This is a genomic window from Achromobacter sp. JD-1 (assembly GCF_038594925.1).
Taxonomy (GTDB): domain Bacteria; phylum Pseudomonadota; class Gammaproteobacteria; order Burkholderiales; family Burkholderiaceae_B; genus Achromobacter; species Achromobacter spanius_C.
Genome location: NZ_JBCGCS010000014.1, coordinates 1 through 26,615, shown reverse-complemented (window position 1 = coordinate 26,615; position 26,615 = coordinate 1). Strand labels below are relative to the sequence as shown.

At 64.9% G+C, this 26,615-nt stretch carries 30 protein-coding genes; 8 read left to right on the top strand and 22 right to left on the bottom strand.

Annotated elements, in window-relative coordinates; genetic code table 11:
* The first annotated feature begins 31 nt into the window (after positions 1 to 31).
* Positions 32 to 1,234 carry an MFS transporter gene (locus WBR68_RS20510; RefSeq protein ID WP_230695104.1) on the top strand — a complete coding sequence of 401 codons (1,203 nt, stop codon included), beginning with the start codon at positions 32 to 34 and terminating at the stop codon, positions 1,232 to 1,234.
* On the opposite strand, the gene WBR68_RS20505 is transcribed toward WBR68_RS20510, so the two are convergent.
* The 10 genes from WBR68_RS20505 to WBR68_RS20460 form a co-directional block, all read right to left on the bottom strand.
* Positions 1,229 to 2,188, bottom strand: coding sequence for a DMT family transporter (locus WBR68_RS20505; protein WP_230695103.1), 960 nt, complete (start codon positions 2,186 to 2,188; stop codon positions 1,229 to 1,231). The two genes, WBR68_RS20510 and WBR68_RS20505, sit on opposite strands and share 6 nt — an antisense overlap.
* Positions 2,189 to 2,268: 80 nt before the next feature.
* Positions 2,269 to 3,150: an AraC family transcriptional regulator gene (locus WBR68_RS20500; RefSeq protein WP_230695102.1), complete on the bottom strand. Its 882-nt coding sequence runs from the start codon at positions 3,148 to 3,150 to the stop codon at positions 2,269 to 2,271.
* An 18-nt stretch (positions 3,151 to 3,168) separates the two neighbouring features.
* Positions 3,169 to 4,443 carry an RNA polymerase sigma factor gene (locus WBR68_RS20495; RefSeq protein ID WP_230695101.1) on the bottom strand — a complete coding sequence of 425 codons (1,275 nt, stop codon included), beginning with the start codon at positions 4,441 to 4,443 and terminating at the stop codon, positions 3,169 to 3,171.
* Positions 4,440 to 4,847 (bottom strand): VOC family protein, encoded by a 408-nt coding sequence (locus WBR68_RS20490; RefSeq protein ID WP_230695100.1) that lies wholly within the window; start codon positions 4,845 to 4,847, stop codon positions 4,440 to 4,442. Before WBR68_RS20490 ends, WBR68_RS20495 begins: the two co-directional genes overlap by 4 nt.
* 18 nt (positions 4,848 to 4,865) lie before the next feature.
* Complete coding sequence (locus tag WBR68_RS20485) at positions 4,866 to 5,276, bottom strand: YciI family protein (RefSeq protein WP_050446638.1); 411 nt, start codon at positions 5,274 to 5,276, stop codon at positions 4,866 to 4,868.
* Positions 5,277 to 5,399: 123 nt separating this feature from the next.
* The gene (locus tag WBR68_RS20480) at positions 5,400 to 5,831 is read right to left on the bottom strand and encodes a type II toxin-antitoxin system VapC family toxin (protein ID WP_050446637.1); all 432 of its coding nucleotides are present in this window, start codon (positions 5,829 to 5,831) and stop codon (positions 5,400 to 5,402) included.
* Positions 5,828 to 6,079, bottom strand: a complete 252-nt coding sequence (locus WBR68_RS20475) for a FitA-like ribbon-helix-helix domain-containing protein (RefSeq protein WP_127184763.1) — start codon at positions 6,077 to 6,079, stop codon at positions 5,828 to 5,830. The genes WBR68_RS20480 and WBR68_RS20475 overlap by 4 nt, the downstream gene beginning before the upstream one ends.
* A gap of 100 nt (positions 6,080 to 6,179) precedes the next feature.
* Entirely contained in the window at positions 6,180 to 6,533 is a 354-nt protein-coding gene (locus tag WBR68_RS20470; RefSeq protein WP_050446635.1) for a YciI family protein, read from the bottom strand.
* A gap of 162 nt (positions 6,534 to 6,695) precedes the next feature.
* Positions 6,696 to 7,673 (bottom strand): OmpA/MotB family protein, encoded by a 978-nt coding sequence (locus tag WBR68_RS20465; protein ID WP_050446634.1) that lies wholly within the window; start codon positions 7,671 to 7,673, stop codon positions 6,696 to 6,698.
* Positions 7,670 to 8,566: a motility protein A gene (locus WBR68_RS20460; protein WP_230695099.1), complete on the bottom strand. Its 897-nt coding sequence runs from the start codon at positions 8,564 to 8,566 to the stop codon at positions 7,670 to 7,672. The genes WBR68_RS20465 and WBR68_RS20460 overlap by 4 nt, the downstream gene beginning before the upstream one ends.
* 297 nt (positions 8,567 to 8,863) lie before the next feature.
* On the opposite strand from WBR68_RS20460, the gene WBR68_RS20455 reads away from it, so the two are divergent.
* On the top strand, positions 8,864 to 10,756 hold the full coding sequence (locus tag WBR68_RS20455; RefSeq protein ID WP_230695098.1) for an NYN domain-containing protein: 1,893 nt from the start codon (positions 8,864 to 8,866) through the stop codon (positions 10,754 to 10,756).
* A gap of 6 nt (positions 10,757 to 10,762) precedes the next feature.
* On the opposite strand, the gene WBR68_RS20450 is transcribed toward WBR68_RS20455, so the two are convergent.
* Complete coding sequence (locus tag WBR68_RS20450; protein ID WP_230695097.1) at positions 10,763 to 11,542, bottom strand: AraC family transcriptional regulator; 780 nt, start codon at positions 11,540 to 11,542, stop codon at positions 10,763 to 10,765.
* Positions 11,543 to 11,659: 117 nt separating this feature from the next.
* Here WBR68_RS20450 and WBR68_RS20445 point away from each other — a divergent pair, with 117 nt between their 5' ends.
* The 3 genes from WBR68_RS20445 to WBR68_RS20435 all read left to right on the top strand — a co-directional run bounded on the left by WBR68_RS20445 (position 11,660) and on the right by WBR68_RS20435 (position 12,825).
* A complete protein-coding gene (locus WBR68_RS20445; protein WP_230695096.1) occupies positions 11,660 to 11,926 on the top strand; it encodes a hypothetical protein in 267 nt (88 codons plus the stop codon).
* A gap of 67 nt (positions 11,927 to 11,993) precedes the next feature.
* Positions 11,994 to 12,500 (top strand): DUF523 domain-containing protein, encoded by a 507-nt coding sequence (locus WBR68_RS20440; protein ID WP_230695095.1) that lies wholly within the window; start codon positions 11,994 to 11,996, stop codon positions 12,498 to 12,500.
* Positions 12,490 to 12,825 (top strand): hypothetical protein, encoded by a 336-nt coding sequence (locus WBR68_RS20435; RefSeq protein WP_230695094.1) that lies wholly within the window; start codon positions 12,490 to 12,492, stop codon positions 12,823 to 12,825. Before WBR68_RS20440 ends, WBR68_RS20435 begins: the two co-directional genes overlap by 11 nt.
* Positions 12,826 to 12,831: 6 nt before the next feature.
* Here WBR68_RS20435 and WBR68_RS20430 read toward each other — a convergent pair whose 3' ends face one another.
* The gene (locus tag WBR68_RS20430) at positions 12,832 to 13,422 is read right to left on the bottom strand and encodes a hypothetical protein (RefSeq protein ID WP_230695093.1); all 591 of its coding nucleotides are present in this window, start codon (positions 13,420 to 13,422) and stop codon (positions 12,832 to 12,834) included.
* A gap of 321 nt (positions 13,423 to 13,743) precedes the next feature.
* Between WBR68_RS20430 and WBR68_RS20425 the strand changes: the two genes are divergently transcribed.
* A complete protein-coding gene (locus WBR68_RS20425) occupies positions 13,744 to 14,364 on the top strand; it encodes a TetR/AcrR family transcriptional regulator (RefSeq protein ID WP_127184753.1) in 621 nt (206 codons plus the stop codon).
* Positions 14,365 to 14,396: 32 nt separating this feature from the next.
* Here WBR68_RS20425 and WBR68_RS20420 read toward each other — a convergent pair whose 3' ends face one another.
* From WBR68_RS20420 to WBR68_RS20385, 10 genes are all read right to left on the bottom strand, one after another.
* Positions 14,397 to 15,224 (bottom strand): aspartyl protease family protein, encoded by an 828-nt coding sequence (locus WBR68_RS20420; RefSeq protein WP_230695092.1) that lies wholly within the window; start codon positions 15,222 to 15,224, stop codon positions 14,397 to 14,399.
* A gap of 427 nt (positions 15,225 to 15,651) precedes the next feature.
* Entirely contained in the window at positions 15,652 to 15,726 is a 75-nt protein-coding gene (locus WBR68_RS31510) for a hypothetical protein (RefSeq protein WP_127186369.1), read from the bottom strand.
* A 116-nt stretch (positions 15,727 to 15,842) separates the two neighbouring features.
* Complete coding sequence (locus WBR68_RS31505; RefSeq protein ID WP_370641259.1) at positions 15,843 to 15,917, bottom strand: hypothetical protein; 75 nt, start codon at positions 15,915 to 15,917, stop codon at positions 15,843 to 15,845.
* Between the two features lie 85 nt (positions 15,918 to 16,002).
* A complete protein-coding gene (locus WBR68_RS20415) occupies positions 16,003 to 17,409 on the bottom strand; it encodes a M20 family metallopeptidase (protein ID WP_127184751.1) in 1,407 nt (468 codons plus the stop codon).
* On the bottom strand, positions 17,406 to 18,398 hold the full coding sequence (locus WBR68_RS20410) for an ABC transporter ATP-binding protein (RefSeq protein ID WP_230695091.1): 993 nt from the start codon (positions 18,396 to 18,398) through the stop codon (positions 17,406 to 17,408). The genes WBR68_RS20415 and WBR68_RS20410 overlap by 4 nt, the downstream gene beginning before the upstream one ends.
* Positions 18,395 to 19,384, bottom strand: coding sequence for an ABC transporter ATP-binding protein (locus tag WBR68_RS20405; RefSeq protein WP_230695090.1), 990 nt, complete (start codon positions 19,382 to 19,384; stop codon positions 18,395 to 18,397). The genes WBR68_RS20410 and WBR68_RS20405 overlap by 4 nt, the downstream gene beginning before the upstream one ends.
* A 2-nt stretch (positions 19,385 to 19,386) precedes the next feature.
* The gene (locus tag WBR68_RS20400; RefSeq protein ID WP_230695089.1) at positions 19,387 to 20,304 is read right to left on the bottom strand and encodes an ABC transporter permease; all 918 of its coding nucleotides are present in this window, start codon (positions 20,302 to 20,304) and stop codon (positions 19,387 to 19,389) included.
* Between the two features lies 1 nt (position 20,305).
* Positions 20,306 to 21,223 carry an ABC transporter permease gene (locus tag WBR68_RS20395; RefSeq protein ID WP_050446616.1) on the bottom strand — a complete coding sequence of 306 codons (918 nt, stop codon included), beginning with the start codon at positions 21,221 to 21,223 and terminating at the stop codon, positions 20,306 to 20,308.
* A 66-nt stretch (positions 21,224 to 21,289) separates the two neighbouring features.
* Positions 21,290 to 22,873 (bottom strand): ABC transporter substrate-binding protein, encoded by a 1,584-nt coding sequence (locus WBR68_RS20390; protein ID WP_230695088.1) that lies wholly within the window; start codon positions 22,871 to 22,873, stop codon positions 21,290 to 21,292.
* A 108-nt stretch (positions 22,874 to 22,981) separates the two neighbouring features.
* Positions 22,982 to 23,704, bottom strand: coding sequence for a GntR family transcriptional regulator (locus WBR68_RS20385; RefSeq protein ID WP_370641258.1), 723 nt, complete (start codon positions 23,702 to 23,704; stop codon positions 22,982 to 22,984).
* Positions 23,705 to 23,978: 274 nt separating this feature from the next.
* Between WBR68_RS20385 and WBR68_RS20380 the strand changes: the two genes are divergently transcribed.
* Together WBR68_RS20380 and WBR68_RS20375 are read left to right on the top strand one after the other, a co-directional pair.
* A complete protein-coding gene (locus tag WBR68_RS20380; protein ID WP_050446614.1) occupies positions 23,979 to 25,178 on the top strand; it encodes a pyridoxal-phosphate-dependent aminotransferase family protein in 1,200 nt (399 codons plus the stop codon).
* Positions 25,179 to 25,214: 36 nt separating this feature from the next.
* Positions 25,215 to 26,276: a serine hydrolase domain-containing protein gene (locus WBR68_RS20375; protein ID WP_230695086.1), complete on the top strand. Its 1,062-nt coding sequence runs from the start codon at positions 25,215 to 25,217 to the stop codon at positions 26,274 to 26,276.
* The last annotated feature ends 339 nt before the right edge of the window (positions 26,277 to 26,615 follow it).

The following is a 26,615-nucleotide window of genomic DNA, read 5'->3' as shown; positions in this document are numbered from 1 at the left end:
CGCTTCCAGCGGGCATGCTGGCGACCATCGCATGGGTATCGAGGCAGCAATGAATCAGGGTGAAACCCGTTGGACCGGGGTGCTGGCTATTGTGGGCGCCGGCGTGGTGGCGTCGTTGCAGGTGGGCAAGGTGATCATCGCCGCGCCCTTGTTGCGCCAGGACATGGGCCTGGACCTGGCGTCGATCGGCACGCTGACCGCGGTGTTTTCTCTTTTGGGCGTGGTGGGCGGTATTGCCGCAGGCGGCGTGATCGCGCGTTTCGGCGCGCGGCGCATGCTGCTGCTGGGCTTGCTCGCCACGGCGCTGGGCACGGCCATGGGCGCCATGGCGCCCAGCTACGGGCTGCTGCTGGCGTCCCGCGTGGTCGAGGGCCTGGGTTTCCTGATGATTACCGTGGCCGGCCCCGCAGCCTTGCAGCGCATGGTGTCGGCATCCGGCCGGGATTTCGCCTTTGCGCTCTGGAGCTGCTACATGCCGACCGGCATGGCCGTCGCGATGCTGGCCTCGCAGGCGTTTGACCACTGGCAGGCCTATTGGTGGTGCGCGGGCGCGGCGGTGGCCGTGGCGCTGGCAAGCGTGGCGGCGTTGGTGCCCGTGGGGGAATCCACGGCCTCGGCATCGCTGTCTTGGCGCGGCTTGCGGCAGGACACCGTCGATACGCTGGGCGCGGCCGGGCCGGTATTGCTGGCCCTGTCGTTCACGCTTTACAGCCTGATGTTCTTCGCGCTGTTCACATTCCTGCCGGTGCTGTTGATGGAACAACTGGGCCTGACCCTGGCGCAAGCCGGCCTGTACAGCGCCATCGCCAGCGCCGCCAACATCATCGGCAATCTGGGCGCGGGCGTGCTGCTGGCGCGCGGCTGGCGGCGATCCACCCTGATCGCCTGCGCCAGCGCCACGATGGGCCTGGTGGCACTGCTGATCTTCCAATCCGTGTTGCCGGCCATGCCGACCTTCCTGCTGTGCGTGCTGTTCTCGGCGGTGGGCGGCCTGATCCCCGCCACGTTGCTGGGCACCGCGCCGCTGGTCGCGCCACGCCCCGCGCTGACGGCGGCGTCGGTCGGGCTGGTGATGCAGGGCAGCAACCTGGGCCAGGTGATCGGGCCGGTCACCGTGGGCGGGGTGATAGACCGCTACGGATGGGGGGCCGCGTCGTATGTGGTGTTGGCGGCGGGGCTGGGGGGCTTGGTGATTGCCGCCGGTCTACGGCGAGTTCGGGCGGCCCGGCTATAGCGGCGTGGGCACCGGCACCGGCTTGACGCGCACCGCGCGCAGCACGCCCACCATCAGGCACGCGATGCCAACCAAGGTCAGCGGTTGCGGCATGGTGCCGCGCAGAATGAAGGCGTAGGCCAGCGCGGCCAGTGTTTCAAAGACGATAAGCTGGCCGGCCAGGGCGGTGGGCAAGCGTTGGCTGGCCTCGTTCCAGCACAGCGTGCCCAGCCAGGACGCGAACAGGCCGATGGCGATCATCAGGCCCAGGAATACGTCGGGGCGCGGTCCCAGCGGCATGTCGAACGGGCTGCCGGTAGCGGCCATGCCTGCCCAGAGCACGGCGTAGCCCGCCAGCGCCAGCGGCAGGGTGGCCACGCCCTGCGCGGTGGCCCAGGTGCTGGGGCTGCGGTCGGGGTGCGCCCGCAGCCAGTCGGCGTTTCGCAGGGGATACCAGGTCCAGCAGGCGACGGCGGCCAGCGCCAGCAGGGCGCCCACGGCGTAGCGCGATAAGTCGGCGTCCGCGTCCTGACGCAGCGCTTGCAGCTCTACCTGGTTGACGCAGCCAATGCCCAGCGCAATCAGAGCCAGCGATGGCGCCAGCCGCTTCCATGGCAGCTTGCCGTCGCGGCGCGCGTTGCGCAGGTTGGCGCAAACGGCAATCACCACCGGCAGCGTGCCGATGATCATCGTGGGCACGGGGCCGCCCGCGCGCTGGATGGCGCTGGCCAGGCACAGGTAGTACAGCAGGTTGCCGATGGCGGCGAGTTTCAGCGCCTCGATCCAGTCGGCGCGGCGCAACTGCCGTAGCCGATTGCGGTCCAGCCACGCCAACGGCAGCGCGATCAAGCCAAACGCCAGGTAGCGCGCCACCGATTGCAGCGCGGCCGGGTATTCCGGCAGCAACAACGGCCCCACGAACACCAGCCCCCACATCAAGCCAGCGGCCAGCGCGTAAAGGGTTCCTGCCCACATGCCATGCTCCTGCGTATCGATGCGGGCAGTCTAGCGGCGCGAGCGGGGCGATTCTTGTACCAGATTGCGGTGTGGTGAGCCTACCCACGCACCTGCTTCTGATAGCGGGCGGGCGTGACGCCGTAGCGGCGCGAAAACGCCCGCGTCAGGTGCGCCTGGTCGGTCAGGCCGGCCGCCAGCGCCGCCTGAGCGGGCGGGATGCCCGCAGCCAACAGCCGCTTGGCTTCAAACAGCCGCAAGGCCATCAGCATCTGCTGGGGCGTGGCGTGGTAGTGCGACTGAAAGCGCCGCAGGAAATGAAAGGGGCTCAGCCCCGCCACCGCCGCCAGTTCATCCAGCGTGAGGCGGCGCGACAGGTTCGCGCGCAGGTAGTCGACGACCGGCGCAAAACGCGGCGCGCCCTCGGGCGGCGCATCGCGCGGCACCTGGGCGTGGCGGCGGAATTCGCTGAGCAGCGTGTAGAGTGCGCTGTCGAAGGCTAGGGGTTCACGCGCCTGCCACAAGGAGTCGAGCAGGGCGGTGACGCGCTGTGCGCTGGCGACGTCATGGCCGACGGCCGTGTCGAACCACCACCCGGCTTCGCCTGATACACGCGCCACCACGTCGGGGTCGATGTACACCATGCGATAGCGCCAGCCGCCTTCCGTTTCGGCGCGGCCGGTGTGCAGTTCGTCGGGGTTCATCAGCACGACCGAGCCGGACGGCGCCAGGTGATCGGCGCCCCGATAGCGAAACCGTTCGACGCCGGATTCGATGGCGCCCAGGCCATAGGCTTCGTGCGTGTGCGGTTCGAAGGCGTGGCGGATGATGTGGGCGCGGTACAGCTCCACGCCGGGCTGATGCGCCGCGCGGCGAAATTCGGCGCGGTCGTTGGGATGGTCGAACGCCGCCGGCACGCCCGTCAAGACGGAAGCGCCGGCATCGGCGTCGGAATCGGATAAGGCGGCAGGCAGGGAACCCATGCGTGGAATTTAAACCACCTACGCCTGCATCGCCTGGGCGCGCGCCAACAGCAGTTCGCGTTCGCGGGCGTTGCGGGTCATGCCGGCCGCGCGCTCGAATTCTGTACGTGCTTCGGCGTTGCGCCCCAGCTTGGCCAGCAGGTCGCCGCGCACGCTGGGCAGCCAGTGGTAGTTGGCCAGGGCGGGCTCGCTTGCCAGCGCGTCGACCAGGTCCAAGCCCGCCTGCGGCCCGAACGCCATACCCACGGCCACCGCGCGGTTCAACGCCACCACGGGCGAGGGCGTCAATTGCACCAGCGCGTCGTAAAGCGCCACGATGCGTGGCCAGTCGGTGTCGGGCGGCGTGGCCGCGCGCGCGTGGCAGGCGGCCAGTTCAGCTTGCAAGACATAGGGGCCAGGCGGCCCGCCTAGCGCGGCGGCGCGGGTCAACGCGGCCAAGCCGCGCCGGATCAGCAAGGGGGCCCAGCGGCTGCGGTCCTGGTCCATCAGCAGCACCGGTTTGCCGTCGGCATCCGTGCGCGCATGCAGGCGCGAGGCTTGCAGTTCCATCAGCGCCACCAGACCGTGCACTTCCGCATCGTCCGGCGTGAGTTCGGCCAGGATGCGGCCCAGCCGCAGGGCTTCGTCGCACAGCGCCGGGCGCATCCAGTCGTCGCCCGAGGTCGCCGAATAACCTTCATTGAAGATCAGGTAGATGACTTCCAGCACCGACGCCAGGCGCGCGGCGCGGTCCTTGGCATCGGGCACTTCAAACGGCACATTCGCGGCGGTCAAGCTGCGCTTGGCGCGCACGATGCGCTGGGCAATGGTGGATTCCGATGCCAGAAACGCACGGGCGATCTCGGCGGTGGACAGCCCGCCCAGCAGGCGCAGCGTGAGCGCCACCCGGGCATCGGTGGACAGCACCGGATGGCAGGCGGTGAACACCAGGCGCAGCAGGTCGTCGCCGATGTCGTCCTGCCGTGCGGCGTCCAGCGCGTCGACAAAGTCGGGCTCTACGTCCGCGTGCAAGGCTTCAAGTTCGTGGCCGATCTGCTCGTGCTTGCGGGTGTGCAGCGCATCCAGCCGCAAGCGGTCGCGGGCACGGTTCTTTGCGGTGGTCATCAGCCAGGCTCCCGGGTTGTCCGGCACGCCGGTCTGCGGCCAGCGTTCCAGGGCGGTCACCAGCGCATCCTGCGCCAGTTCTTCGGCCAGCCCGACGTCGCGCACCAGGCGCGCGACGCCAGCGATGACGCTGGCGGCCTCGATCCGCCAGACCGCCTCGATGGCTCGATGCGTGGCCGCCTGCGTCATGCCGCGGGAACCTCGCCGGGCGCCATGTGGACCAGTTCCCAGATGTGGCCGTCCAGGTCTTCGAAGCCGTGCGCGTACATGAAGCCGTGGTCTTGCGGCTCGCGCGGCACGGCGCCGCCGGCGGCCCGCGCGCGGGCGACCAGATCGTCGACTTCGGCGCGGCTTTCGCAAGACAGGCAGATCAGGACTTCGGTTGCCTCTTTGGCGTCCACCAGCGGTTTGCCGGTAAAGCCCTGGAAGAAGTCACGCGTCAGCAGCATGGCGTAGATGTCATCGCTGATGACCATGCAGGCGCCTTGCTCGTTGGTGAAATCGGGGTTGAAGGTGAAACCCAGCTTTTTGAAGAAGTCCTGCGACTTCTGCATATCGTTGATGGCGATGTTGACGAAAATCTGCTTGTGCATGGCCTTGTCTCCTGAATATCAGTGGCTGGCGCTGGGCATGTCGCGAAAGCGTTCCACTTGCTGGCTGGGTTCGAAGTCGTCCAGTTCGTACAACTGGCGCACTTCGATGGCGCAGTTTTGGCCGGGGAAGGGTTGCGGAAAGCGCATCGCCCATTGCATGGCTTCTTCGCGCGAGCGCACCTGAATCAGGGTGTAGCCCGCGATCAGTTCCTTGGTTTCCGCGAAAGGACCGTCCACCACCTGGCGTTGGCCGTCCGCGTATTGCACGCGCCAGCCTTGAGACGTGGGCTTCAAGCCATTGGCGTCCAGCAGCACGCCGGCCTTGACCAGCGCTTCGTGGTAGGTCGCCATCGCGGCAAGCAGGCTGTCGTCCGGCATCAGGCCGGCTTCGCTATCGGGCGTGGCCCGCACAATCATCATGAAACGCATCCGAGTCTCTCCTTGGATTGGGACTTCGCCGCCCGATCCGGGGTGAATCTTCGGGGGCTTGTAGGGGGACGACGAATGGAAGACGGTCAGATCGACAGCAATGTCGCGAAACCAGGGTAATTACTAGTGCGGTGGATGCGCGCCCCAAGGGTTGATGACGGAAACCCCGGCGGCTTCAAAGGGCGCCACGTCCCGGGTCGCGACGCTCATGCCGTGCGCGGCGGCGGTGGCGGCAATGTAGCCATCTGGCCCGCCGATGGCCTGGCCCGAGGCCCGCGCACGCGCCATCAGCGCGGCGTACTCCAGGCTGGCGGCGGTATCGAAAGCCAGGATGCGCCCAGCAAACAAGGCCAGGACGCGCTGTTCCAGGTCTGCATGCAAGGCGTCGCGCCGTTTGCCCACCGGCATGCAGGCCACGCCAAAGCGCAATTCAGCGACGGTGACGGCGGAAAGAAACAAGGTTTCCAGGGGCTGCCGGTCTATCCATTCGATGACGGCGTCGGCGGGCGCCTGGCGCAGCGGCTCCGAGATGACATTGGTGTCCAGCAGAATCATTCAAACCTCGGTGGGGCGGCGGGCGCCTTGTCGCGTTGGTCGAACAAGGCGGCTTCCTCGTCGGTGAGCTTGGCCTGGCGGCCGATCTGCGCAAGCAACGAGCCCAGCTTGACGCGCCCTTCAGGCTTGACGGCGTCTTCAAGAATGGCGCGGACCTCGGCTTCGGTGCTTCGGCCATGCTGGGCGGCGCGCACGCGCAGGGCGCGGTGCACTTCTTCAGAGATATTTCTCACGGTCAACATAGGCATGATGCGGGTGCTCCCGATGCATTCAGTGAAGGCATTCTAGGAATATGCCGTCACTTGTGCAACCCGCGTTGCGGTGGGTGGCCAGGAGCCGGCCATGCTTCTACATAAAGCAGGGCCCAAGTTCGCGGACTTCTACGGTTGCCCATTGGGCGGCGGGGCATTCGGCGGCTAGCGCCAGCGCCTCTTCGCGGGTGTCGCAGGTCAACAGAAAGAATCCGCCGATCATTTCCTTGGCTTCGGCGAATGGCCCGTCCATTAGCGACCGTTCGCCGTCGCGGATTTGCAGGCGGACGCTTTCGGATTCCGATTTCAATGATTCGGCGCTGACGAGCAGGCCACGGCTTTTCAGGCCTTCGGCGTAGCGCACCATCTGCGCATAGGCCTCGCGGCCTTCGTCCGGCGTGCGCTGGGCGCGCTGGCCTACCGGTTCAACGATCAACAACATATAGGACATGGCGTTTCCTGGTTCGAGCGGTGGGGCAATTGGGCGAAGCTTACCGCCCTTGCCCAGCACCCCGCCAGCCTGACCGTGACGCCTTTATCCACCCTGGGGCGACACAAGCCTCGTGCTGATTGTTGTGATGTCGCCCGCACTCAGCGTTGCGGGGTTGCCCGCTCAGGACCGCGCCGGTGCCGTGTCCGCCTGGGGCGTCGACGGCTCGGCGGGCGCCTGCGCCTTCTTCGTGGGCGCCTGTTTCGGCGCGATGTCCATGATCAGCTCGACACGGCGGTTGGCGGCCCGGCCGGCCGGGGTGTCGTTGGATTCGATCGGGCGCGTTTCCGCATAGCCCACCGCGCGCAGGCGGTCGGGGGACACGCCGTCGCGCACCAGTTCACGCAGCACGCTGGTGGCGCGGCTGGTCGACAGTTCCCAGTTAGAGGCGAACTGGCGCGTCTGGATCGGCACCGGGTCGCTGTGGCCTTCCACGGACACCGGGTGCCCGTTCTTGTTCAGAATGGTCGCCAGGCGCTTGATCACGTCCAGGCCGGACGGGCTGAGGGTGGCCTGACCCGAGGGGAACAGCAATTCGTTGCTGATCCGAAAGCTCACGGATTGTTCGTTGATGATCACATCCACCGACTTGCCCAGGTCGTCCAGTCCCAGGGATTCCTTGGACGGCGCGACCAGCGGCGGGGCGGCGTCGGCCACCTTCACGCCGTCTTCGACCGGCGCGGCCTCGGCGCTCTGGACGGCGGCTGCCGGGGGCGCGGGCGGTTCGGCCCAACTGGCGGGGATGGCGACGGCGTCGAACTCCGAATATTCACCGTCGTACTTGGGCAAGCCGGCGGTCGCCAGCGTGCCGACCAGTTCGATGGGTTTGTCAGAGGCTTCAGCGCCCAGGCCATGCAGGCGCGACACCGCCAGCATCACGACCAGCATCGCCAGCAGCAGGGTGATCAGGTCCAGGTAGCTCAGCAGCCAGTTCTCGGCGTCCTGCTCCACCGTTTCTTCGACGTGCCAGCGGGCGTAGCGGTCCTTGCGGTCGGTCTTGCTGGGACGCCAGGCGTTCGTGTCCGCGGCTTTCTGGGCGCGCAGTTGGGCCTGGCGGGCCAGTTCGATCCGCTGCGCCAGGGAAGGGGAAATCAGGCTCATTGACGCGTGGCGGCTGGGCGGCTGATGGAGACGGGGGCGTTGACGCCAGCCTGGCCGCCCTTCGCGGGGCCCTTGGCCGGCGCGGCCGCCTTGGCTTTGGACGCGGGCGCGGCCGCCACGCCGCCGTCGTAGATTTCGTCTTCGATGTGCAGCACGAAGGAATTCAGCGTTTCGCGCACCACGGCCGGGCCGCGCTTTTCGCACATCATCGAAATGCCTTGCAGCACCATGTTCATGGATTCCACGCGGCGCGCGGTGCGGCGTTCAAGCTTCAGCGCGATCGGCTTGCAGATCAGGTTGGCCAGCAAAATGCCGTAGAACGTGGTCATCAGACCCACGGCCAGGTGCTGGCCGATTGTGGTCATGCTGCCGTCGCCCAGCACCGCCATCATGTTGATCAAGGCGATCAGCGTGCCCAGCATGCCGAAGGCCGGTGCGAACGTGGCCATGACGCGGAACATCTGCGCTTCGGCCTGCTCGCGGGCGCGCAGTCGCGCCACGCGCCATTGCAGCACTTCAATGATCTGGTCTTCGGGCGTGTTGTCGATGATCAACTGCACGCCGGTGCGCAGGAAGGGGTTCGACACCTTCTTGAGTTCCTGCTCGACCTTGTGGACGTCGGTGTTCATCCACAGTTGCGCCATCGTCGCCAGTTCTTCGATGTCGCGCTGCTGGTCGTGCTGATCATTACGGAACACCGTGCGGACCAGCTTGAAGATCCGCAGCACTTCCGACAGCGGGTAGGCGATGAACAGCGCGGCGCAGGTGCCGCCCAGCACAATGGCCAGACCCGGCAGGTTGACGTACATGCTGGCGTTGGTGGCGGACAGCGCCACGACGATAACAAGGGTAAGCAGGCCGACGGCGGCGCCGATGAGGGTAGACGGATTCATGGATCTTGCCCGAAGGGGATGGCACGCCGAGCCGGAATGCCGGATTTTCGGGAATTCTAGCCAGCGCGCGCCCAAGTCAATCCGCCGGAAAGCGGGGCGAAAGGGCCGGTAAGCGCCGGCTTAGGCAAGTCGTCAGGAAGGCGGTCGGGGGCGTCAGAAACGGGGCCAGGTCATGCCGCCGCGCGGGTGAAATTGTGCGGCTGCTCAGGTAGGGATGGGGGACCAAAGCCGGATATGTATATCATGAGCGCTATCTGGCGGCCCGAAGTACGTGGCCGCCTCGCTTTGGAGAAGAATATGACTACCCCCAACGAAAACGTCAGCATGGCGCTTTTCTGCGACTTCGAGAACGTGGCGCTGGGTGTGCGGGACACCAAATACCAGAAATTCGACATCCGGCCCGTGCTGGAACGCCTGTTGCTCAAGGGCAGCATCGTCGTCAAGAAAGCCTATTGCGACTGGGAACGCTACAAGGAATTCAAGGCCCCCATGCACGAGGCCAATTTCGAGCTGATCGAAATTCCGCACGTGCGCCAATCGGGCAAGAATTCGGCCGACATCCGGCTGGTCGTGGACGCGCTGGACTTCTGCTATACCAAGTCGCACGTCAATACCTTCGTGATCATCAGCGGCGATTCCGACTTTTCGCCCCTGGTGTCCAAGCTGCGCGAGAACAACAAGAAGGTGATCGGCGTCGGCGTGAAGCAATCCACGTCCGACCTGCTGATTGCCAACTGCGACGAATTCATCTTCTATGACGACCTGGCGCGCGAAGGCCAGCGCACCGCCGACGCCCGCCGCGACAACCGTGGCGGCGCCGCTGCCGGCACCGGCCAGCGCCGCACGCCGGACGAAGAACGCCGCCGCAAGGAAGAACTGGAAGCGCGCAAGACCCAGGCCGTGGACATGGTCGTCGAGACCTTCGAGGCGCTGATGGCCGAACGCGGCGACAGCGGCAAGATCTGGGCGTCGGCATTGAAAGATGCGTTGAAGCGCCGCAAGCCGGATTTCAACGAGTCGTACTACGGCTTTCGCGCCTTCGGCAACCTGCTGGACGAAGCCCAGTCGCGCGGCTTCCTGGAAGTGGGCCGCGAAGAGAAGTCTGGCACCTATGTGTATCGCGACAGCATTGATGGCGCGCCGGAAGTGAACCGCGCGGGCGGCCAGGGTAGGTCTCGTTCCGGGCAGGGCCGACAGTCGGCCGAGGCGGCGCAGGTGGATGTTGACGATACCCAAGCTGGCGCGGAGCAGGAAGAAACCAGCTCCCGGCCTGCCCGTAGATCGCGCGGTGGCCGCAAGTCGGGCGGATCCGGCCGAGGCGCCAACCACGCGGTTGAGCAAGGCGCGGGCGAAGCGGCGGTCGCCGCGCCGTCTGACGCTGCGCCGGACGCGCAGGTGGCGGATCTGGTCGCAGCACCCGAGGGTGTGCAGGATCGGGCGCAAGAGCGGACCCGAGAGCGGCGGACCCAAGAGCGGACCCAAGAGCGGACTCAAGAGGGCGCATTTACGCCGGCCACTGCGCCGGCCACTACGGCAGCCACTACGCCGCCCGTATCGTTCCAGGGCGCAGCCCAGGCCGAACGCCAGGCGAACCAGCAAGCCCAGGTCGACAAGCAAGCCGAGGCCGACGAGGAAACCGCCAAGGCGCTTGCTCGGGAAGTCGCCAAACTGGAGTCCATGCGCGCGGATGCCCTGGCGCGCGCTCAAGCGCCCAAGCCTGTCCAGCCGTCGCGCCTGCCGCCCATGCCGACGCCCTTGCCGCAAGCGCGCCAGCCGCTGCCTGCCGTGAATATCGCGGAATGGACGTTCGTTGAGCCCCCCGCGGAGACGCGCCGCGAGGCAGCCGACAAGGCGCCCGCCAAAGTGGCCGACCCGTTCGCAGGCGCAAACGCCAGGCCGGCGGCGGAACCTGCTCCGGCAGCCCCGGCCAAGCGCGCCCGTGCCGCCAGCAAGACCACGAAGGCCAAGTCGGGCGAATCGGACGCGGGTCGCGCTGCCCCGGCCGTGACAACGGAATCGGTGGCGACCAAGTCGACGGCTAGGGGAGCGACGGCAACGAAACCGTCGGCAACCGAAGCGGCGGCATCGGCACCGGCTGCTGAACCGCAGGCCGAGGCGCCTGCCAAGCCTGCCCGCAAGACCGCGTCGCGTACCCGCAGCCCTCGCAAGACGGCGGCCAAGGAATCCTGATCGGGTTTACAGCACCGGGCCGCGAAAGCGGCCCGGCGTGATTCCGACTTCGCGTTTGAACATGGCGATGAATGCGCTGATGTTGTCGTAGCCCAGTTCCAACGCCACCGTCGTCACGGCACTCCCCGCCGCCAGCATCTCCTGCGCCCGCATCAGGCGGGCCTGCTGCCGCCATGCGCCCAGGGGCAGGCCGGTTTCCGCCAGGAAACGGCGCGCCAAAGTGCGCGGCGCCATGCCGACCTGCGCCGCCCAGGCATCCAATGACCGGGTGTCCGAGGGGTGATCCGAAATAGATACCGCCAGCCGTTGCAAGCGTGGGTCGTCAGGCAGAATCAGCGCCTGGCCTGTCGAGGGTAGTGTGCGTATTTCGTCCCGAATCAGTTCTTGCACGCGGATGCGCGCGGCGACGGTCTCATTGCCATTCCACGATGCGGCGCGGTCCACGGCAGCCAGCAGCAAGGCTGATGTTTGCAGCACATGGGCAGTGGTGGGCAAGCCCGCGCAGGCCGCAGGACTCAGGTAGGCGCTATAGCCCGCGTACGGCCCATGCGACCTCAACCCATGGGGCTGGTCGGGCGGAATCCACACGGCATGGGCGGCCGGCACCACCCATTGCCGCGCGCCCGCATACACCGTCAGCAAGCCTCGATAGGCGCCCAGCAATTGGCCGCGCGCATGCTGGTGCATGGCGGTGTCGCGCAGCAGGCCGTCGTCGCGGCGCACGGCGATCAGCGCCGGGCCGCGAGTCGATTGGGCCTGTTCGGGGGGCAGCAAGGGAGTCGTCATATCAACAGGTGGCAGGCGACGATGGCAGAAACACGGTATTCATTGGCCAAAACCCCGCAGTAACGCCAACGTGATGCCGCTATCGTAACGCTTGTGCCTCACTATCAGGAGCCAAGCATGCAAGCCAAAGACATATTGCCGGACGGCATGAACCACAGTGAATTCAACGGCGTGCCGGTGCGCAAGGGCACCGTGGGTGCGTTTCTGGCGAACGCGCGCGTATGCACCGATGCCAATGCATCGCCAGAGGCGGTGGCCGCAGCGCGGCGCGACATTCAAGATGCGCTGCCGGCCCTGCGCGCGCTGGGTTTGTTCGACGTGTTGGAACTGCGTGACCCTGGCTTGCGGGCGTGGATACACGCGTTGATGTCGGGGCGTGACTGACGCGCGTGCTTGCTGGTCTATGATTCAGGGCTGCTAATTTCCAAGCCCAGCCCAGTTTGATGTCGCTATGCAATACGTGTTGATCAGCTCCTGCCTGTTAGGCAACCCCGTGCGCTATGACGGACGCGCGGTGCCCATCGATGACGCCGTCCTGGCTCGCTGGCGCGAGGAAGGGCGGGTGGTGGCGGTGTGTCCCGAAGTCGCGGGCGGCATGGCTACCCCGCGCCCGCCCGCCGAGATCGAGCCGGGCAAGCGGGCCGCCGATGTGTTGGCCGGCGGCGCGCGCGTGATTGCCGTGACAGGAGACGACGTCACCCAGCCATTCGTGCAAGGCGGCCATGCGGCCTTGTCCGTGGCGCGACAGCGCGGCATTCGCATCGCGGTGCTGAAAGAAGGCAGCCCGTCGTGTGGCAGCGGCTATGTGTATGACGGCCATTACTCGGGTCAGCGAAAAAAGGGCGTGGGCATCACGGCCGAATTGCTGATCGGCGCCGGCGTGCAGGTCTTCAGCGAAAAGCAATGGGCCGAGGCCGACGCTTGCCTGGCAGCGTTGGAGGCGCAAGATGTGGATTAGCGCGGGAGCCGTGGTGTTGGCGCTGCTGGCCATTGCGGCCTGGGGGGCACGCGTTGCAAGGCGATCGGGCGGGAAGGGCGCCGCGCGCCACCCGTGGCGGGCGCGCGTCGGCGCCGTACTGTGCCTGGGGCTGTCCGCCTTCTTCTACTACGCCTGGTATGCGTTCTATTGGAAGTGGGACTTCAACGAATTAGGTCGCGATTACGATCCCGTGGACCAAGTGGTCTATACGTCGTCAGGCTTTGTCTGGGTGTTGCCGGCGACGGCATCGCTGATCGCCGGGCTGGCGCTGGCGTGGCGCGGTTGGCGGCAACGTGCGCGCTGACACGCTTTATTGACTTCGGTAACCCCGGCTGGTCATGCACGAATCCAGCGAATGGTTGTACGAATCCACCATCACTTGCGTCGTCCATTGCGAAATGGTGGCCGGGTTATAGCCGCTTTGATTCATGGCCCAACGCTGGCAATCGGCGGTGGCGCTGGCCTGGGCGGCGCTGACCTTGGGCGCGGCCTCGTACTGCACGGGCGCGTATTGCGGCTGCGATTCAAGCTGCGATTGCGGTTGCGCATAGGCAACGGACGGCTCGGCATACACAGGCGGCGCGTCATAGACGGGCGCGGCATAGATCGGCGGGCTCGTGTAGGCAATGCCCGGCGAGGCGTAGACGCTGGTCTGCGCATAACTGGGGCCAGAGTTCGCCGCCAGCAATAGGCCAACGGCGGCCAGCGCAAAGGCGCCGCCTATCCACCAACCGTCCGAACTGCTGCCGCCGCCATGGTGGTGATAGCCACCGCCGTTGTAATAGCCACCGTGGTAACCGCCGCCGCCCCACCCACCGCCACGACCGCCCGCCATCGCGGGCGCACCCGCAACGGCAAGCGCCACCGTCACGGCAATCAGCCGGCCTGTAAACCGTTTCATGATCTTGCTCCTGTCCGCCTGGCACGGGCATATTTGAAATGCGCCAAGGCGATAGCGCTACTTTACTGCTGCGCAGGCATCAAGAGTTGTTGCAAAAGCTACCGGCATTTCAAGTGACTTCAAGGGGTTTCAACGCGGCTGGGGAACGTATTGGGACGCATAAGAATCGGCACTTGTCGGGAAATTGCGACGGCTTTGTTTCAGTAATTTGTAAGCGTTTGGGCGCGCCCCTTGGAAAGCCCTGAAATACCGTGACATTGCGTTGCGGGAAGGCCATGCGAACTAGTAGCGCAAAGCCATGAAGCAGGGTACTTTCTCGCGATGATGACGGCACGACCCCCTTCTTTATCGCAAGACAAGCGTCTCACCAAAGGTGAACGCACCCGCTTACAGCTTTTGCAAGTTGCCGCCGCGGAGTTCGCCGAACGCGGATTTCAGCACACCCGGATCAGCGACATCGTTGCCCGGGCCGGCGTGACGCAGCCTGTCTTTTATCAATACTTCTCAAGCAAGCAAGCGGCCTACGACGAGCTGGTCGGCATGTTCGCGCAGCGCTTGCGCCAGGCGATCAGCCAGGCGCGTGTGCCGGCAGGTCTGGATGGTGCCGAACTGGTTGATCGCATTCGTGGCGGCATCCTGGGCCTGCTGGCGATCTTGCAAGAAGACCCCAACCTGACCCGCATCGGCTTCTTTCAAGTGGCGGCGGCCGAAGCGTTGAAGGACGAACTGGTGGCGATGATCGCTGACAACATTCGCGCCGAACAGCAGGCGGGTTTGTTTCGCCCGGAGATTTCGGCGGACTGGTTTGCGCAGTCGCTGATGGGCATCATCGAGCGCTTCACCCGCCAGATGCCGGACGCGGCGCAGCAACAGGCGCTAGCGGAGTTCATCACAGACCTGCTGCTGGATGGCATCCGCCACCCTCAACGACAAGCCTCGTAGACGGAGGCTTTTTTGGGCCATTGCCCGCGCGGTCAGCCGGACACATTCGTGTCGGGCGTGGCCTGGATGTGCAGGGTCTGCGTGTCGAAGTCGATGAACACCTTGTGGCTGCGCAGGAAATCCATGCCAATCAATCCGTCGAATGGCACGCCTGCCATGGGGACGACGAGAACGTCCAGGTCCTCCAGCGGCATACCGTTAGATTCGGGACGCGTCAGCCGCCAGATGCCGCAGTGCGTGTCCTCGGCTTGTTTGCCGGCGCAGGGCGACGGCCGCTGGGTGAAGATAGCTGCGTCGTCGCGCAGTATCGACGTGCTGGCGCCGGTGTCCAGCGAGAAGCGTATCGGGATGCCATCGGCGTGTAGCGTGATCACGATTCCCTCGTCGTCGTAGACAAACGGAACGTGCTGCCAGGAAGACAGGTCCGGGCGCTCCATGCCACCGCGTTCGTACAACAGCAGGCGTTGCTGCGCCATATCCAGCAGCATGTTGCGCGAGGACAGGGCGCCCAGTCCGATGACGCCAGCGTTCAACGATTCTGGCGCGGGCATGCGGTCGTCATCGTTGATGCGCAGCCCCCAGTCGTAATGCAGGGCGCCCGCGACGGGACCGAGTTTTGCGGTGTCCAGATAGACGTCGGGGGCAATCAATTGCCGCACCTGGAAGATTTTCCCGGTCACGTCGGTCCGGCGTTCTTGCCTGCCCGTCAGGAACACCCCGGTCTCGGGGGTGATCAGGGTTTCGGGCACGGTGATGCCAATCTGACCGCCCGTGTCCAGCATCAAATCCGTCTTGACCGTGCCAAGCGTCACCCTGATAAACGGCACGCCGAGATCATCGGCGATCTTGACGGGGATCACGGTGGGGGATGCAAGGCTTGCGCCGCAAGCAAATAGTAGCGCTGCGGTAACGGTCCAACGGCAATAGGACAAAGCACGTTTCCTGGTTTTAAATGCACAGTGCGGGCATTTGACAGCAGAAGCGGGCTAATGTCGAATTTTCTCTGTCTGTTGAGAACCAATTCGGGTGGTGCGTAGGATGGGTGTAGCGCGCCAAGGCCATCGCAAGAACACAAAAATCGACCGCGCGAAACCCATCAAGCAACGGTTGAGTTCGACACGACGTTCGCCACAACGCAGCGGCTGCATGATGGGTTTCGCGCGAAAGGAATCGGGTTTCTTTTTCCGACCTTCGCGCGCTACACCCATCCTACGAAGCGGCACCGTAGGATGGGTGTAGCGCGGCATGTCGGTGAAAAAAGCGTCGACACGCAACGCGCGAAACCCATCAAGCAACGGTTGAGTTCGACACGACGTCTGCCACAACGCAGCGGCTGCATGATGGGTTTCGCGCGAAAGGAATCGGGTTTCTTTTTCCGACCTTCGCGCGCTACACCCATCCTACGAAGCGGCACCGTAGGATGGGTGTAGCGCGGCATGTCGGTGAAAAAAGCGCCGACACGCAACGCGCGAAACCCATCAAGCAACGGTTGAGTTCGACACGACATCTGCCACAACGCATAGGCTGCATGATGGGTTTCGCGCGAAAGGAATCGGGTTTCTTTTTTCGACCTTCGCGCGCTACACCCATCCTACGAAGCGGCACCGTAGGATGGGTGTAGCGCAACGCGTGCAACCATCAAGCATCCTTCTCCCGAGATACCGCCGGCGTTCCCCCCGCGCCCAAATCCCAATACAAGCCCGTCATCAACCCCAGCGCTTGCCGCAGCAACTCCGGCGGCAGGTGCTCATTCGGCGCGTGCTGCGAACATCCAGGATACGAATGCGGGACCCATATCGTGCGCAGGCCCAGCACGTCCGTGAAAATATCATTCGGCAATGACCCGCCCAAATTCGGCAGCAGCGCCGTCTTCTGCCCCGACGTGCGTTCCAGCGAATCCACCGCCCAGCGCACCCAGGCGTCGTCGGGATCAATGCGTGTGGCGCGGAACATGGATTCGCGCGTCAGCGCAATCTTCACCATCGGAAAGCCCTCGCGATCCAGATGGCGGCGCAGCGCGGGAATAAGATCGTCCGGGTCCACGCCCACCACGAAGCGCAGTTGGCAACGCGCCCATGCACGCGGTGGGATCGCGTTGACAGGCGTTTCCGGGTTGCCGGTTTTATACGCCAGCACTTCAAACGAGCACCAGCCAAAAACCCGTTCCGCCGGCGACAGGCCGGGTTCGCCCCATTCCGGTTCAATCTCGGGGCCGTCCGTGCCGCCATCCACCTGGCAATCTGCCAGCGCGCGGCGCACGGCGTCGGGCAATTCCGCGGGCACCCATTCCTTGATACGGATCTGGCCGGTGGGCGACACAATCGTGGAAATGGCATGCGCCAACTGAATGCCGGGGTTGGAAATCAGCCCGCCCCAATTGCCCGAATGGTGCCCGCCCGCACGCGCCTCGATCGACAGATCAAAGTTCAGGCTGCCGCGCGCGCCCAGAAAGATGGTGGGCCGTTGGGGCGCCAGGCGCGGGCCGTCGGACGCGATCAGCAGGTCGGCCGCCAGCATGTCGCGATGCTCGGCGCACAGTTCCCGCAAACCCATCGACCCGGTCTCTTCGCCCATTTCAATTAAATACTTGGCGTTGAAGCCCAGCTTGCCGCGCGTTTCCAGTACCAGCCGCAACGCTTCCATGTTGATGGTGTGCTGCCCCTTGTTGTCGGCGATGCCACGGCCGTACCAGCGGCCTTCGGCCTCGGTCAGCGTCCACGGCGACAAGCCTTCCTTCCATTCCTTTTCCAAGCCCCGGATGACGTCGCCATGCCCGTAGCCCAGCACGGTGGGCAGGCTCGCGTCTTCAATCCGTTCGGCATAAAGGAAAGGCGCCAGCGCCTTGGGATGCGTCAAGGTGCGGCAGGTGAAACCCAGCGCCTCGAACGCGGGGCGGATTTCCGATTCCAGGTAGTCCGCCAGCACGGCGGCGCGTTCCGGGTTCTGGCTTTCCGTGGGCAGCGCCAGCCGGCGCGCCAGCAGCGCGCGGAAGGCGCCAGAATCAAAACAGTGTTCCGCCTGGGCGATGGCTTGCTCGCGGCTCATGATGGTTGGACTCCGGTCAGGGTAGGGGAAACGGGGGAAGACACGGCGGGGTACAGATGGCAGGCCACCACGGATTCGTCGCGCAAGGTCAATGCCGGCCGTTCGGTCTTGCATTGCGCCATCGCGTACTGGCAGCGTGGGTGAAAGGGGCAGCCCGGCGGCGGGTTTAGCGGGTCGGGAAACGACAGCCCCAAGCCCATGTCAGGTATGCCCAGCCCGGGCTCGGGCGTCAGCACCGACGCCAGCAAGGCCTGCGTGTACGGGTGGCGCGGGTCGTGGAACAGTTTGGCGGTGTCGGCGGATTCCACCACGCGGCCCAGATACATCACGGCCACGTGCGTGGCAATGTGCTCCACCACCGCCAGGTTGTGGCTGATGAAGACATAGGTCAGGTTGAATTCGCGGCGCAGGTCCATCAGCAGGTTCATGATCTGCGCCTGCACCGACACATCCAGCGCGGACGTCGGTTCGTCGCAGATGACGATCTCGGGGTTCATGACCAGCGCCCGCGCAATCGCCACGCGTTGCCGTTGCCCGCCCGACAACTGCCCCGGCGTGTTGTGCGCCAGGCGCGGCGGCAGGCCCACGCGTTCCAGCATTTCAATGGCCTTGTGTAGCTTGGGGTTGGGGATGCCGTGCACCTCCAGCGGAAGCGACACGATGGACGCGATGGAACGGCGCGGGTTCAAGGACGAATACGGATCCTGAAAAATCGGCTGCACGCGGCGGGCCAGCGCACGCCGGTCCATCTGGCGGATGTCTTGCCCTTCCAGCTTGATCACGCCCGCGCTGGGCGGCGTCAGCCCCAGCAGCATGCGCGCCAGCGTGGATTTTCCGCAGCCTGATTCGCCCACGATGCCCAGCACCGCGCCGCGTTCCACCGCCAGGTCCACCCCATTGACGGCGTGCAAGGTACTGCGTGGGCGGAACATGCCCGAGCGGATCGAAAACTGCCGACTGACGGCTTCAGCTTGCAAGAGCGCGCTCATGCCGGAACTCCTTCTTCTTGGCGGATGCAGCGCCATTGCTGGTGCGGCGGGTGGCCGTACACGGGAACCGTGTCGCGGCATTGCGGCTGCACATACTGGCAGCGGTCGGCGAAGGCGCAGCCGCGCAAGTCGCCCACCAGCGACGGCACCACGCCGGGTATCGTGCCCAGCGATTCGCCGGGCGGGGTGCGGCCGGGCACGGGAATACAGCCCAGCAGCCCTTGCGTGTACGGATGACGCGGCGTGGCAAAGATGTCTTTCACCGGGCCTTCCTCGACGATCTGCCCGGCATACATCACCGCCACCTGCTGCGCAATGCGCGCCACCACGCCCAGGTCATGGGTGATCAGCACCATCGCAATGCCCAGCTCGGCTTGCAGGTCGGCCAGCAAGCGCAAAATCTGCGCCTGGATGGTGACGTCCAGCGCGGTGCTGGGCTCGTCGGCGATCAGCAATTCCGGGCCGCACATCAGCGCCATCGCGATCATCACGCGCTGGCGCAGGCCGCCCGACAACTGATGCGGATACTGCGTCAGGCGCTGTCCGGCCGAGGCAATGCCCACTTTTTCCAGCAGTTCCACGGCGCGGTCGCGCGCCTGCTGCTGGCTGGCGTGGCGGTGGTGAATGTAGTGCTCGGTCAGTTGCTCGCCAATGGCGTAGGCCGGGTTCAGCGCCGTCATGGGTTCCTGGAAGATCATCGCCATCTTGCTGCCGCGCAGCGCATTGATGCGGCGGCCGCGCGCGGCGGACAGGTCTTCGCCCAGCACCGCCAGGCGGCGCGTGCTGCGCTTGGCGGCCTTGGGCAGCAAGCCCATGATGGCCAGTGAGGTCATCGATTTTCCGCAGCCCGATTCGCCCACCAGGCACAGCGTTTCACCGCGCCTGACCTGGAACGACACGTCGCGCACCGCGTGCAGCGGCCCGCGCGGCGTGGCGATGTCCACCGTCAGCCCTTGCACGTCCAGAACAATTTCTTTGTCGTTCATGGTCAGGCCCTCTCTTCAGGCGTCAGCAGTTGATGCAGCCCGTCGCCAGCCAGATTGATCGCGAAGATCAGCAGCGCCAACGCAGACCCCGGAATGGCGATCAGCCAGAACGAGAAGAACATATAGGCCTTGGCTTCCGAAATCATCAGCCCCCAGGACGGCAGCGGCGGCTGCACGCCCAGGCCCAGGAACGACAGCGAGGCCTCCAGCAGAATGGCGCTGGCGGCTTCCAGCGTGGCAATCACGATCAGTTGCGGCACCACATTGGGCAGCACTTCGCCCCACACGATGCGCCAGGTGGACGCGCCCGCGGCCTGCGCCGCCGCCACGTATTCCAACGACCGCACCTGCTGCGTGGCGCTGCGCATGACGACGGCGTAGCGGTCCCATTTCAGCAGGCCCAGCACCAGGATGACGACCCACAGTGAGCCGCCCACGATGGCCACGGTAGCCAGCGCCACCAGAATCACAGGCATCGACAAACGCGTTGTGATCAGGAACGACACGGCCATGTCGACCTTGCCGCCGAAGTACCCGGCGGCCATGCCCATGGCGGTGCCGATGATTCCCGAAATCAGCGCCACGCTGATGCCGATCAACAGCGAGATGCGGGCGCCGTAGAACAGGCGCGACATATAGTCGCGGCCCAACTGATCGGTACCCAGCGGATGCAGCCAGGTGCCTTTTTCGTACCAGACGGGCGGCGCGGTTCGGTAGGCCAGGTCCTGGAAGTAGGGGTCGTGCGGCGAGATCCACGGCGCCAGTAGTGCAATCAGCACAATGATCAGCAGGATGCCGCCGCCCGCCAGCAAGGCCTTGTTGCGGCGCAGTCGGCGCCAGCGCAAGGTGGACGCGGACAGCTCCATCGCGGCGGGAGCGGGCGCGCCGGGAACGGAAGGGGTGAGGATAGGCGTAGTCATGTCAGGACACCCGGATGCGCGGATCTAGCCACGCGTTGGCGATATCGGCGGCAAGCGTCAGCAGCACATACAGCACGGACAGCAGCAGCACGATCAGCTGCATCACCGGAAAGTCCTTGTACGTAATGCTTTGGTAGGCCAGGTAGCCCAGCCCGTCCAGCGCGAAGATGGTTTCAATGACGACCGAGCCGCCCAGCAGGTAGCCCAACTGCACGGCGGCAAGCGCCACCACGGGCACGATGGCGTTGCGCAGCGCGTGCTTGAAGATGATCTTGCGGGCCGGCAGGCCCTTGGCGCGCGCGGTGCGGATGTAGTCGGCGCCTAGCACCTCGATCATGCCGGCGCGTATCAGCCGCATGAAGGCGGGCGCCACGTAGTAGCCCAGCGCAATGGCGGGCATCACGAAGTGCTGCCAGGTGCCGCTGCCCGATACCGGCAGGATGCGCAGCGAGATCGAGAACAGCATGATCAGGATCAGCGCGAAAAAGAAATTCGGCAGCGCCTGGCCCAGCACCGCGATGGCCAGACAGGCGCGGTCGATCACGCTGCCTTTGTAGATGGCGGCCAGCACGCCCAGCGGAATCGAGATAAACAGCGCGAAGCCCAGCGCGCCCATGCCCAGCATCAAGGTGGTCTTGAGCTTGGACCAAATCAGCGGGCCGGCGTCGGTCTTGAAGTACACAGACGTACCGAAATCGCCTTGCGCAATATGCCAGAGCCAATCGGCATACTGCACCACCAGCGGCCGGTCCAGCCCGTAGGTCTTGCGGATCATGTCGATGTCGGCCTGGCGCGCGCCTTCGCCCGCCAGGGCCAGGGCGGGGTCGCCCGACAGGTGCAGCAGCAGGAACGCCAGGACCGATACGGTCAGCGCCACCAGCGCTGCCAGGCCCAGACGCCTGATCGTGAAATACAGCATAGGACTTCCTCTAACGTGTCAGCACGCCGGGCGCGCATTACGCACGCCCGGCGCCAAGCCTGCGCCTTACTTCCAGCTCATGTCCCAGAAGCGGACGAGTTCGTCCGAATAGGGCTTGAAGTTCACGTCCTTGGTGGCAACGTAGTAGGCGGGCAGCGTCCACAGCGGCACCGCATACGCCTTCTCCGCAATCAAATCCAGCGCTTCCTTGTAGGCCGCTTTGCGCGGCTTGGCCTCGATGGTGTGGTCACCCTTGTTGAGCAGGTCGCGCACCTTGGGGTCGCGGGTGATGTCGTCGTTGCCGAAGGCGAAGTACACGGGCGTGGACGCCGACACGTCGTTGACCAGGTTGGAGCCCCAGGTCTGGTGCGTCAGCGACGCCTTGTTGGCGCGGATCATGTCGCGCATGGCGGCGTACTGCAAAAAGTTCAGCTTGGCGCGGATGCCCACGGCGCGCAGGTAATTGATGATGGCTTCGGTCTGGTTGCGCTCGCGATAGGCCACGATGTCGATGTCGAAACCGTCGGGGTAGCCCGCTTCGGCCAGCAGCTTCTTGGACAGCGCCGGGTCGTACTTGTAGGTGGGCGCGCCATCTTGTGTGCAACCCACTTGCGAGGGCGTGCAGATGGTGTTGATGAGCCCGCCGCCTTCACCCACGATGTTCTTCAGCATGGATTCGCGGTCGATCGCGTGGATGATGGCCTTGCGCACGCGCTCGTCTTTCAGTTGCGGCGCGGGCGTGCCTTCCTTGATGTTCATCTGCATGAACACGATGCGCATGGTGTTGCCGGTGACCATCTGCAGGTTCGGCATCTGGCCCAGCTGTTCGGCCTGGTCCTTGGGCACGCTCATGATCAGGTCTTCGCCACCCGAGATGACTTCAGCCATCTGCGTCTGGCGGTCAGGAATGAAGCGGATGACGACCTTGCCGATCTTCGGCTGCGCCTTGGGCGAATCCTTGAAGTACTCGGTGTTGCGTTCCAGCGTGATGGACTTGCCCGGCTGGTAGTCCACCACCTTGTACGGGCCAGAGCCCACCGGCTTGGCGTTCATGCCCTGGGGGCCGACTTCCTTGTAGTACTTGGCCGGGTGGATGGCCACGGTGGTGGACAGGTATTCCTTGGCGGCGGGGAAGGGCGCCTTGGTGGTCAGGCGCACCTTGTACTTGTCGATTTTTTCGACCTTGTCGATCCACGACACGTTTTGCTGCGTGACGGCCTTGTTCTTCGGGTCTGCCACATAGTTCAGCGTGTACACGACGGAGTCCGCATCGAACTCTTCGCCGTTATGGAATTTCACGCCTTGGCGCAGCTCGAATTCCATCGTCTTGTCATCGATCTGCTTCCAGCTCTTGGCCAGTTGCCCCCGGTACTCGTTGGAGACGGGGTCGTGGTAGAGCAGCGTGTCCCAGACGTTGGCGGCAATGATGACGCCGATCCGCACATTGTTGAAGTACGGGTCCACGCTTTCCGGCGCCTGGTCATAGGCCATGCGCAAGGTGTCGTCCTTCTTGCCGGCCAGCGCGGGCTGAGCGGCAAGCGTGGCGCAGGCCAGGAGGGCGGCGGCAACCGCGCGCATCGGGGTGATGCGGCGGGCGCGCAAGACGGGGGCAAAGGCAGGGTGCTGCGGTGTGAAGCGACTATCAGCCATGGTGAAGGCTCCTGTGGAAGGCACTACAAGTACTGCGTATCCAACGTCTCGCTCCGGGTCGCGCCGCCCTGTTTTTATCGTTATCGTCCTTGCGCCGGGAGGGCAGGCTCAACCAGATTTGGACGATTGCGCGGGCGGGGGCGCCGCATCGGGGTTCAGGCTTTTCAGCGCGGCCTCGCACTTGCGCTGCAAGTGCTGCCGCATGATGCCCGCCAGCCTGTCCGCGTCGCGCGCGTCCAGGGCCTCGGCCATCTCGATGTGTTCACGCATGGCCAAGTCCCACTTCTGGCGGTTCTCGTTCGACACGAAACGCAGGTTCTGGATGCGCGCGTTCTGCGCTTCGTACAACTGCTTTAGCAGGCTGTTGTGCGAAGCCAGGCTGATGCGTTCGTGGATCTCGCGGTTCGTGTGGAAGTAGGTAGGCAGGTCGTGGCGCGCGTGGCTGGCCATCATCTCGTAGGTCAGCGCGCGGATCTCGGCAATTTCAAGGTCGGTGGCGCGTTCACACGCCAGCCGGCAAGACATGGCTTCCAGGCCGCCGATCACTTCGAAGGCCTCGCGGATGTTCGCTTCAGACAGCGCCACCACTTGCGCGCCGCGGTTGGGTTCTATCTGCACCAGGCCTTCGGCCGCCAGCACGCGGAAGGCTTCACGCAAGGGGGTGCGTGACACGCCCAGCAAGTCGCACAAGGCGCGTTCGTTCAAGCGGGAACCGGGGGGGAATTCACCTTGGATGATGCGTTCGCGCAGCGCGCTGGCAACCGTGCCGGGCAGCGTGCGGCCGTTGCCGGCGGCGCGTGGCGCGGCGGCGTTTGGCAACGCGTCGGGCATGGCGGAATCGGCGCGTGCCGACCTGGCCAAATCCGGCATCAGGCTAGGATTGCTGCTCATTGGTATACCAACATTTCCCCGTGTTTTTTTGCACTATAAACCCGTCGCCGCGACTTCAATCATGGGTGTATACCCTAGGTTATCGATGCAAAAACAATGGGATAGAGTGGCGCATGCTGCAAGTCCGCGTGCTCGGCCCCGGCCGTTTCAAACGCCGTGTTAAGCGCCGTGCTTCTTTCACTGGTATACAAAAAATTCCACCCTGGGGCTACGCATGCTTACCCTGAACACCCATCTGTCCGGCCGGCACTTCTTGCAGATTCCGGGGCCAACCAATGTGCCCGACCGCGTCTTGCGCGCCATTGATCAACCCACCATCGACCATCGCGGACCCGAGTTCGGTGCGCTGGGCCTCGCCGTGCTGGAAGGCGCGAAGCAGGTCTTCCAGACGCAATCGCCGGTGGTGATTTTTCCGTCGTCGGGCACGGGCGCCTGGGAAGCGGCGCTGGTCAATACGCTGTCGCCCGGCGACCGCGTGCTGATGGTGGAAACCGGGCACTTTGCCAGCCTGTGGAAGAAGCTGGCAGGGCGGCTGGGGCTGGAGGTGGATTACGTGGAAGGCGACTGGCGCCATCCCGTTGACGCCGCCGTGATCGGCGCGCGCCTGGCCGAAGACACGCAGCATCGCATCAAGGCCGTGTGCGTGGTGCATAACGAAACGTCTACCGGCGTCACCAGCAACATCGCCGCCGTGCGTGCCGCGATCGACCGCGCCGCGCACCCCGCGCTGCTGATGGTGGACACGATTTCTTCCTTGGGTTCGATTGATTACCGCCACGACGAATGGGGCGTGGACGTCACCGTGGCCGGCTCGCAAAAGGGCTTGATGCTGCCGCCGGGCCTGGCGTTCAACGCCGTCAGCGCGCGTGCGCTGGCGGCAGCCGATAGCGCGCGTCTGCCGCGTTCGTATTGGGACTGGGGCGAAATGCTGACGGCCAACGCCAAGGGCTATTTCCCGTATACGCCGTCGACCAATCTGCTGTACGGCCTGCATGAAGCGTTGGCCATGTTGCAAGCCGAAGGCTTGCCCGCTGTGTTCGCGCGCCATGAACGCCACGCGCGCGCAACCCGCCTGGCCGTGGCGGGTTGGGGGCTGGAACTGCTGAGCCTGGATCCGGCCGCGCATAGCCCCGCGTTGACCGCAGTGATGATGCCCGAGGGGCATAGCGCCGATGCGCTGCGCAAGCTTATTCTGGAACGCTTCGATATGTCGCTTGGGCAGGGTCTGGGGAAATTGTCTGACCGCATTTTCCGCATCGGCCACCTGGGCCACTTCAACGACTTGACGCTGTGCGGCACGCTGGCCGGCGTCGAAATGGGATTGGCCGCCGCGGGCGTGCCGCATCGTTCCGGCGGCGTGCAGGCCGCGATGGAATTTCTGGCGCGCACGCCCGAGGGCGCGGCGGCGGTCTGAAGATCAAGCAAGACAAAGACAACACGAAGGGAAACCATGAACACGCTTATGCAGCAGGCGATTGAATTCGCCAATGAACACGAATCCACCTGGGACCGCAGCGTCAAGGGCAACTTTGGCGTGCACCTGAACGACCCGCCGCCCTGGAACCGCCTGCTGGGCCCCATTCACGATCGTGGCCCGGTGTCGGGCGTGGTGGTGGTGGACGGCAAGACGGTGGCATCCTGGGGTGAGCCCGAGCGCGCCGATCTGACCTTCAGCGTGGCCAAGCTGTACCTGGCCATTCTGGCCGGCGTGGCGCATGACCGCGGCCTGTTGCCCGACGTGGACGAGCCCGTGGGCAAGCGCGTGCCGGGCATCGGCTTTGACGAAGGCCAGAACGCCGACATCACCTGGCGCCATCTGTTGCAGCAGACAAGCGAATGGGAAGGCGAACGCTTTGGCGTGTCGGACCAGGCAGACCGCTATCGCGCCGTCACCTTCGGCGTGCCGCCCGACGGCAAGAAGGGCGATGCGCGGCCCTTGCAGCAGCCTGGCACGTATTGGGAATACAACGACGTCCGCATCAACCAGTTGTCGTATGCGCTGTTGCACCTGTTCCGCAAACCCTTGCCCGAGGTCTTTCGCGAAGCCGTCACGCGCCCCATCGGCGCCAGCGAAGATTGGCAATGGGTGGGCTACGACACCGCCTGGGTCGAGATCGACGGCCAACGCATGCCGTCGGTGCCGGGCGGTTCGCACTGGGGCGGCGGCATGTCCATCAGCGCGCGCGATCAGGCGCTGATTGGTCAAATGCTGTTGAATGACGGGCAGGCCGCAAATGGAAAACAGATTCTGTCGGGTGAATGGATTCAGGCGATGCGTACGCCCTGCGAGATTGCGCCGTATTACGGTTATCTGATCTGGCTGAACCACGAAGGCCGCGTGTTTCCCAGCGTGCCGGCTTCCAGCTTCTTCGGCGTGGGCGCGGGCAGCTCGTTCACGTGGGTGGAACCGGAGCGCAAGATGGTGGTTATCGTGCGCTGGTTGAATTCGGCACACGCTGATGCGCTGTTTGGGAAGATTTTGGCGGCGGTGGATGCGGGCGAGGCTGCTTGATGGGTTCCGCGCGTTCCGCTTTATTTTCCTTCTGACGTGTGTCTTCGCGCTTCACCCATCCTACGTGGGAAACGCCGTCGACGAGGTGTAGGATGGGTGAAGCGCGCGAAACCGCAACATAGCAAGCAGACGTCGAACGCGCGCAACCCATCGTGCAGCGCAACGGTTTTCTTGCGACGGTTCCTATCCGGTTTTCTTGTGATGGCCTCTATATAGGAACAATCTTCGCTAGGCCTATGCTGCTTGATGGGTTGCGCGCGTTTGTATGGACCGGGGACATGGGTAACGGGTGTTCGGGGACATAGGTAACACTTCTAGCATCACGGTATGGTCGTTTTT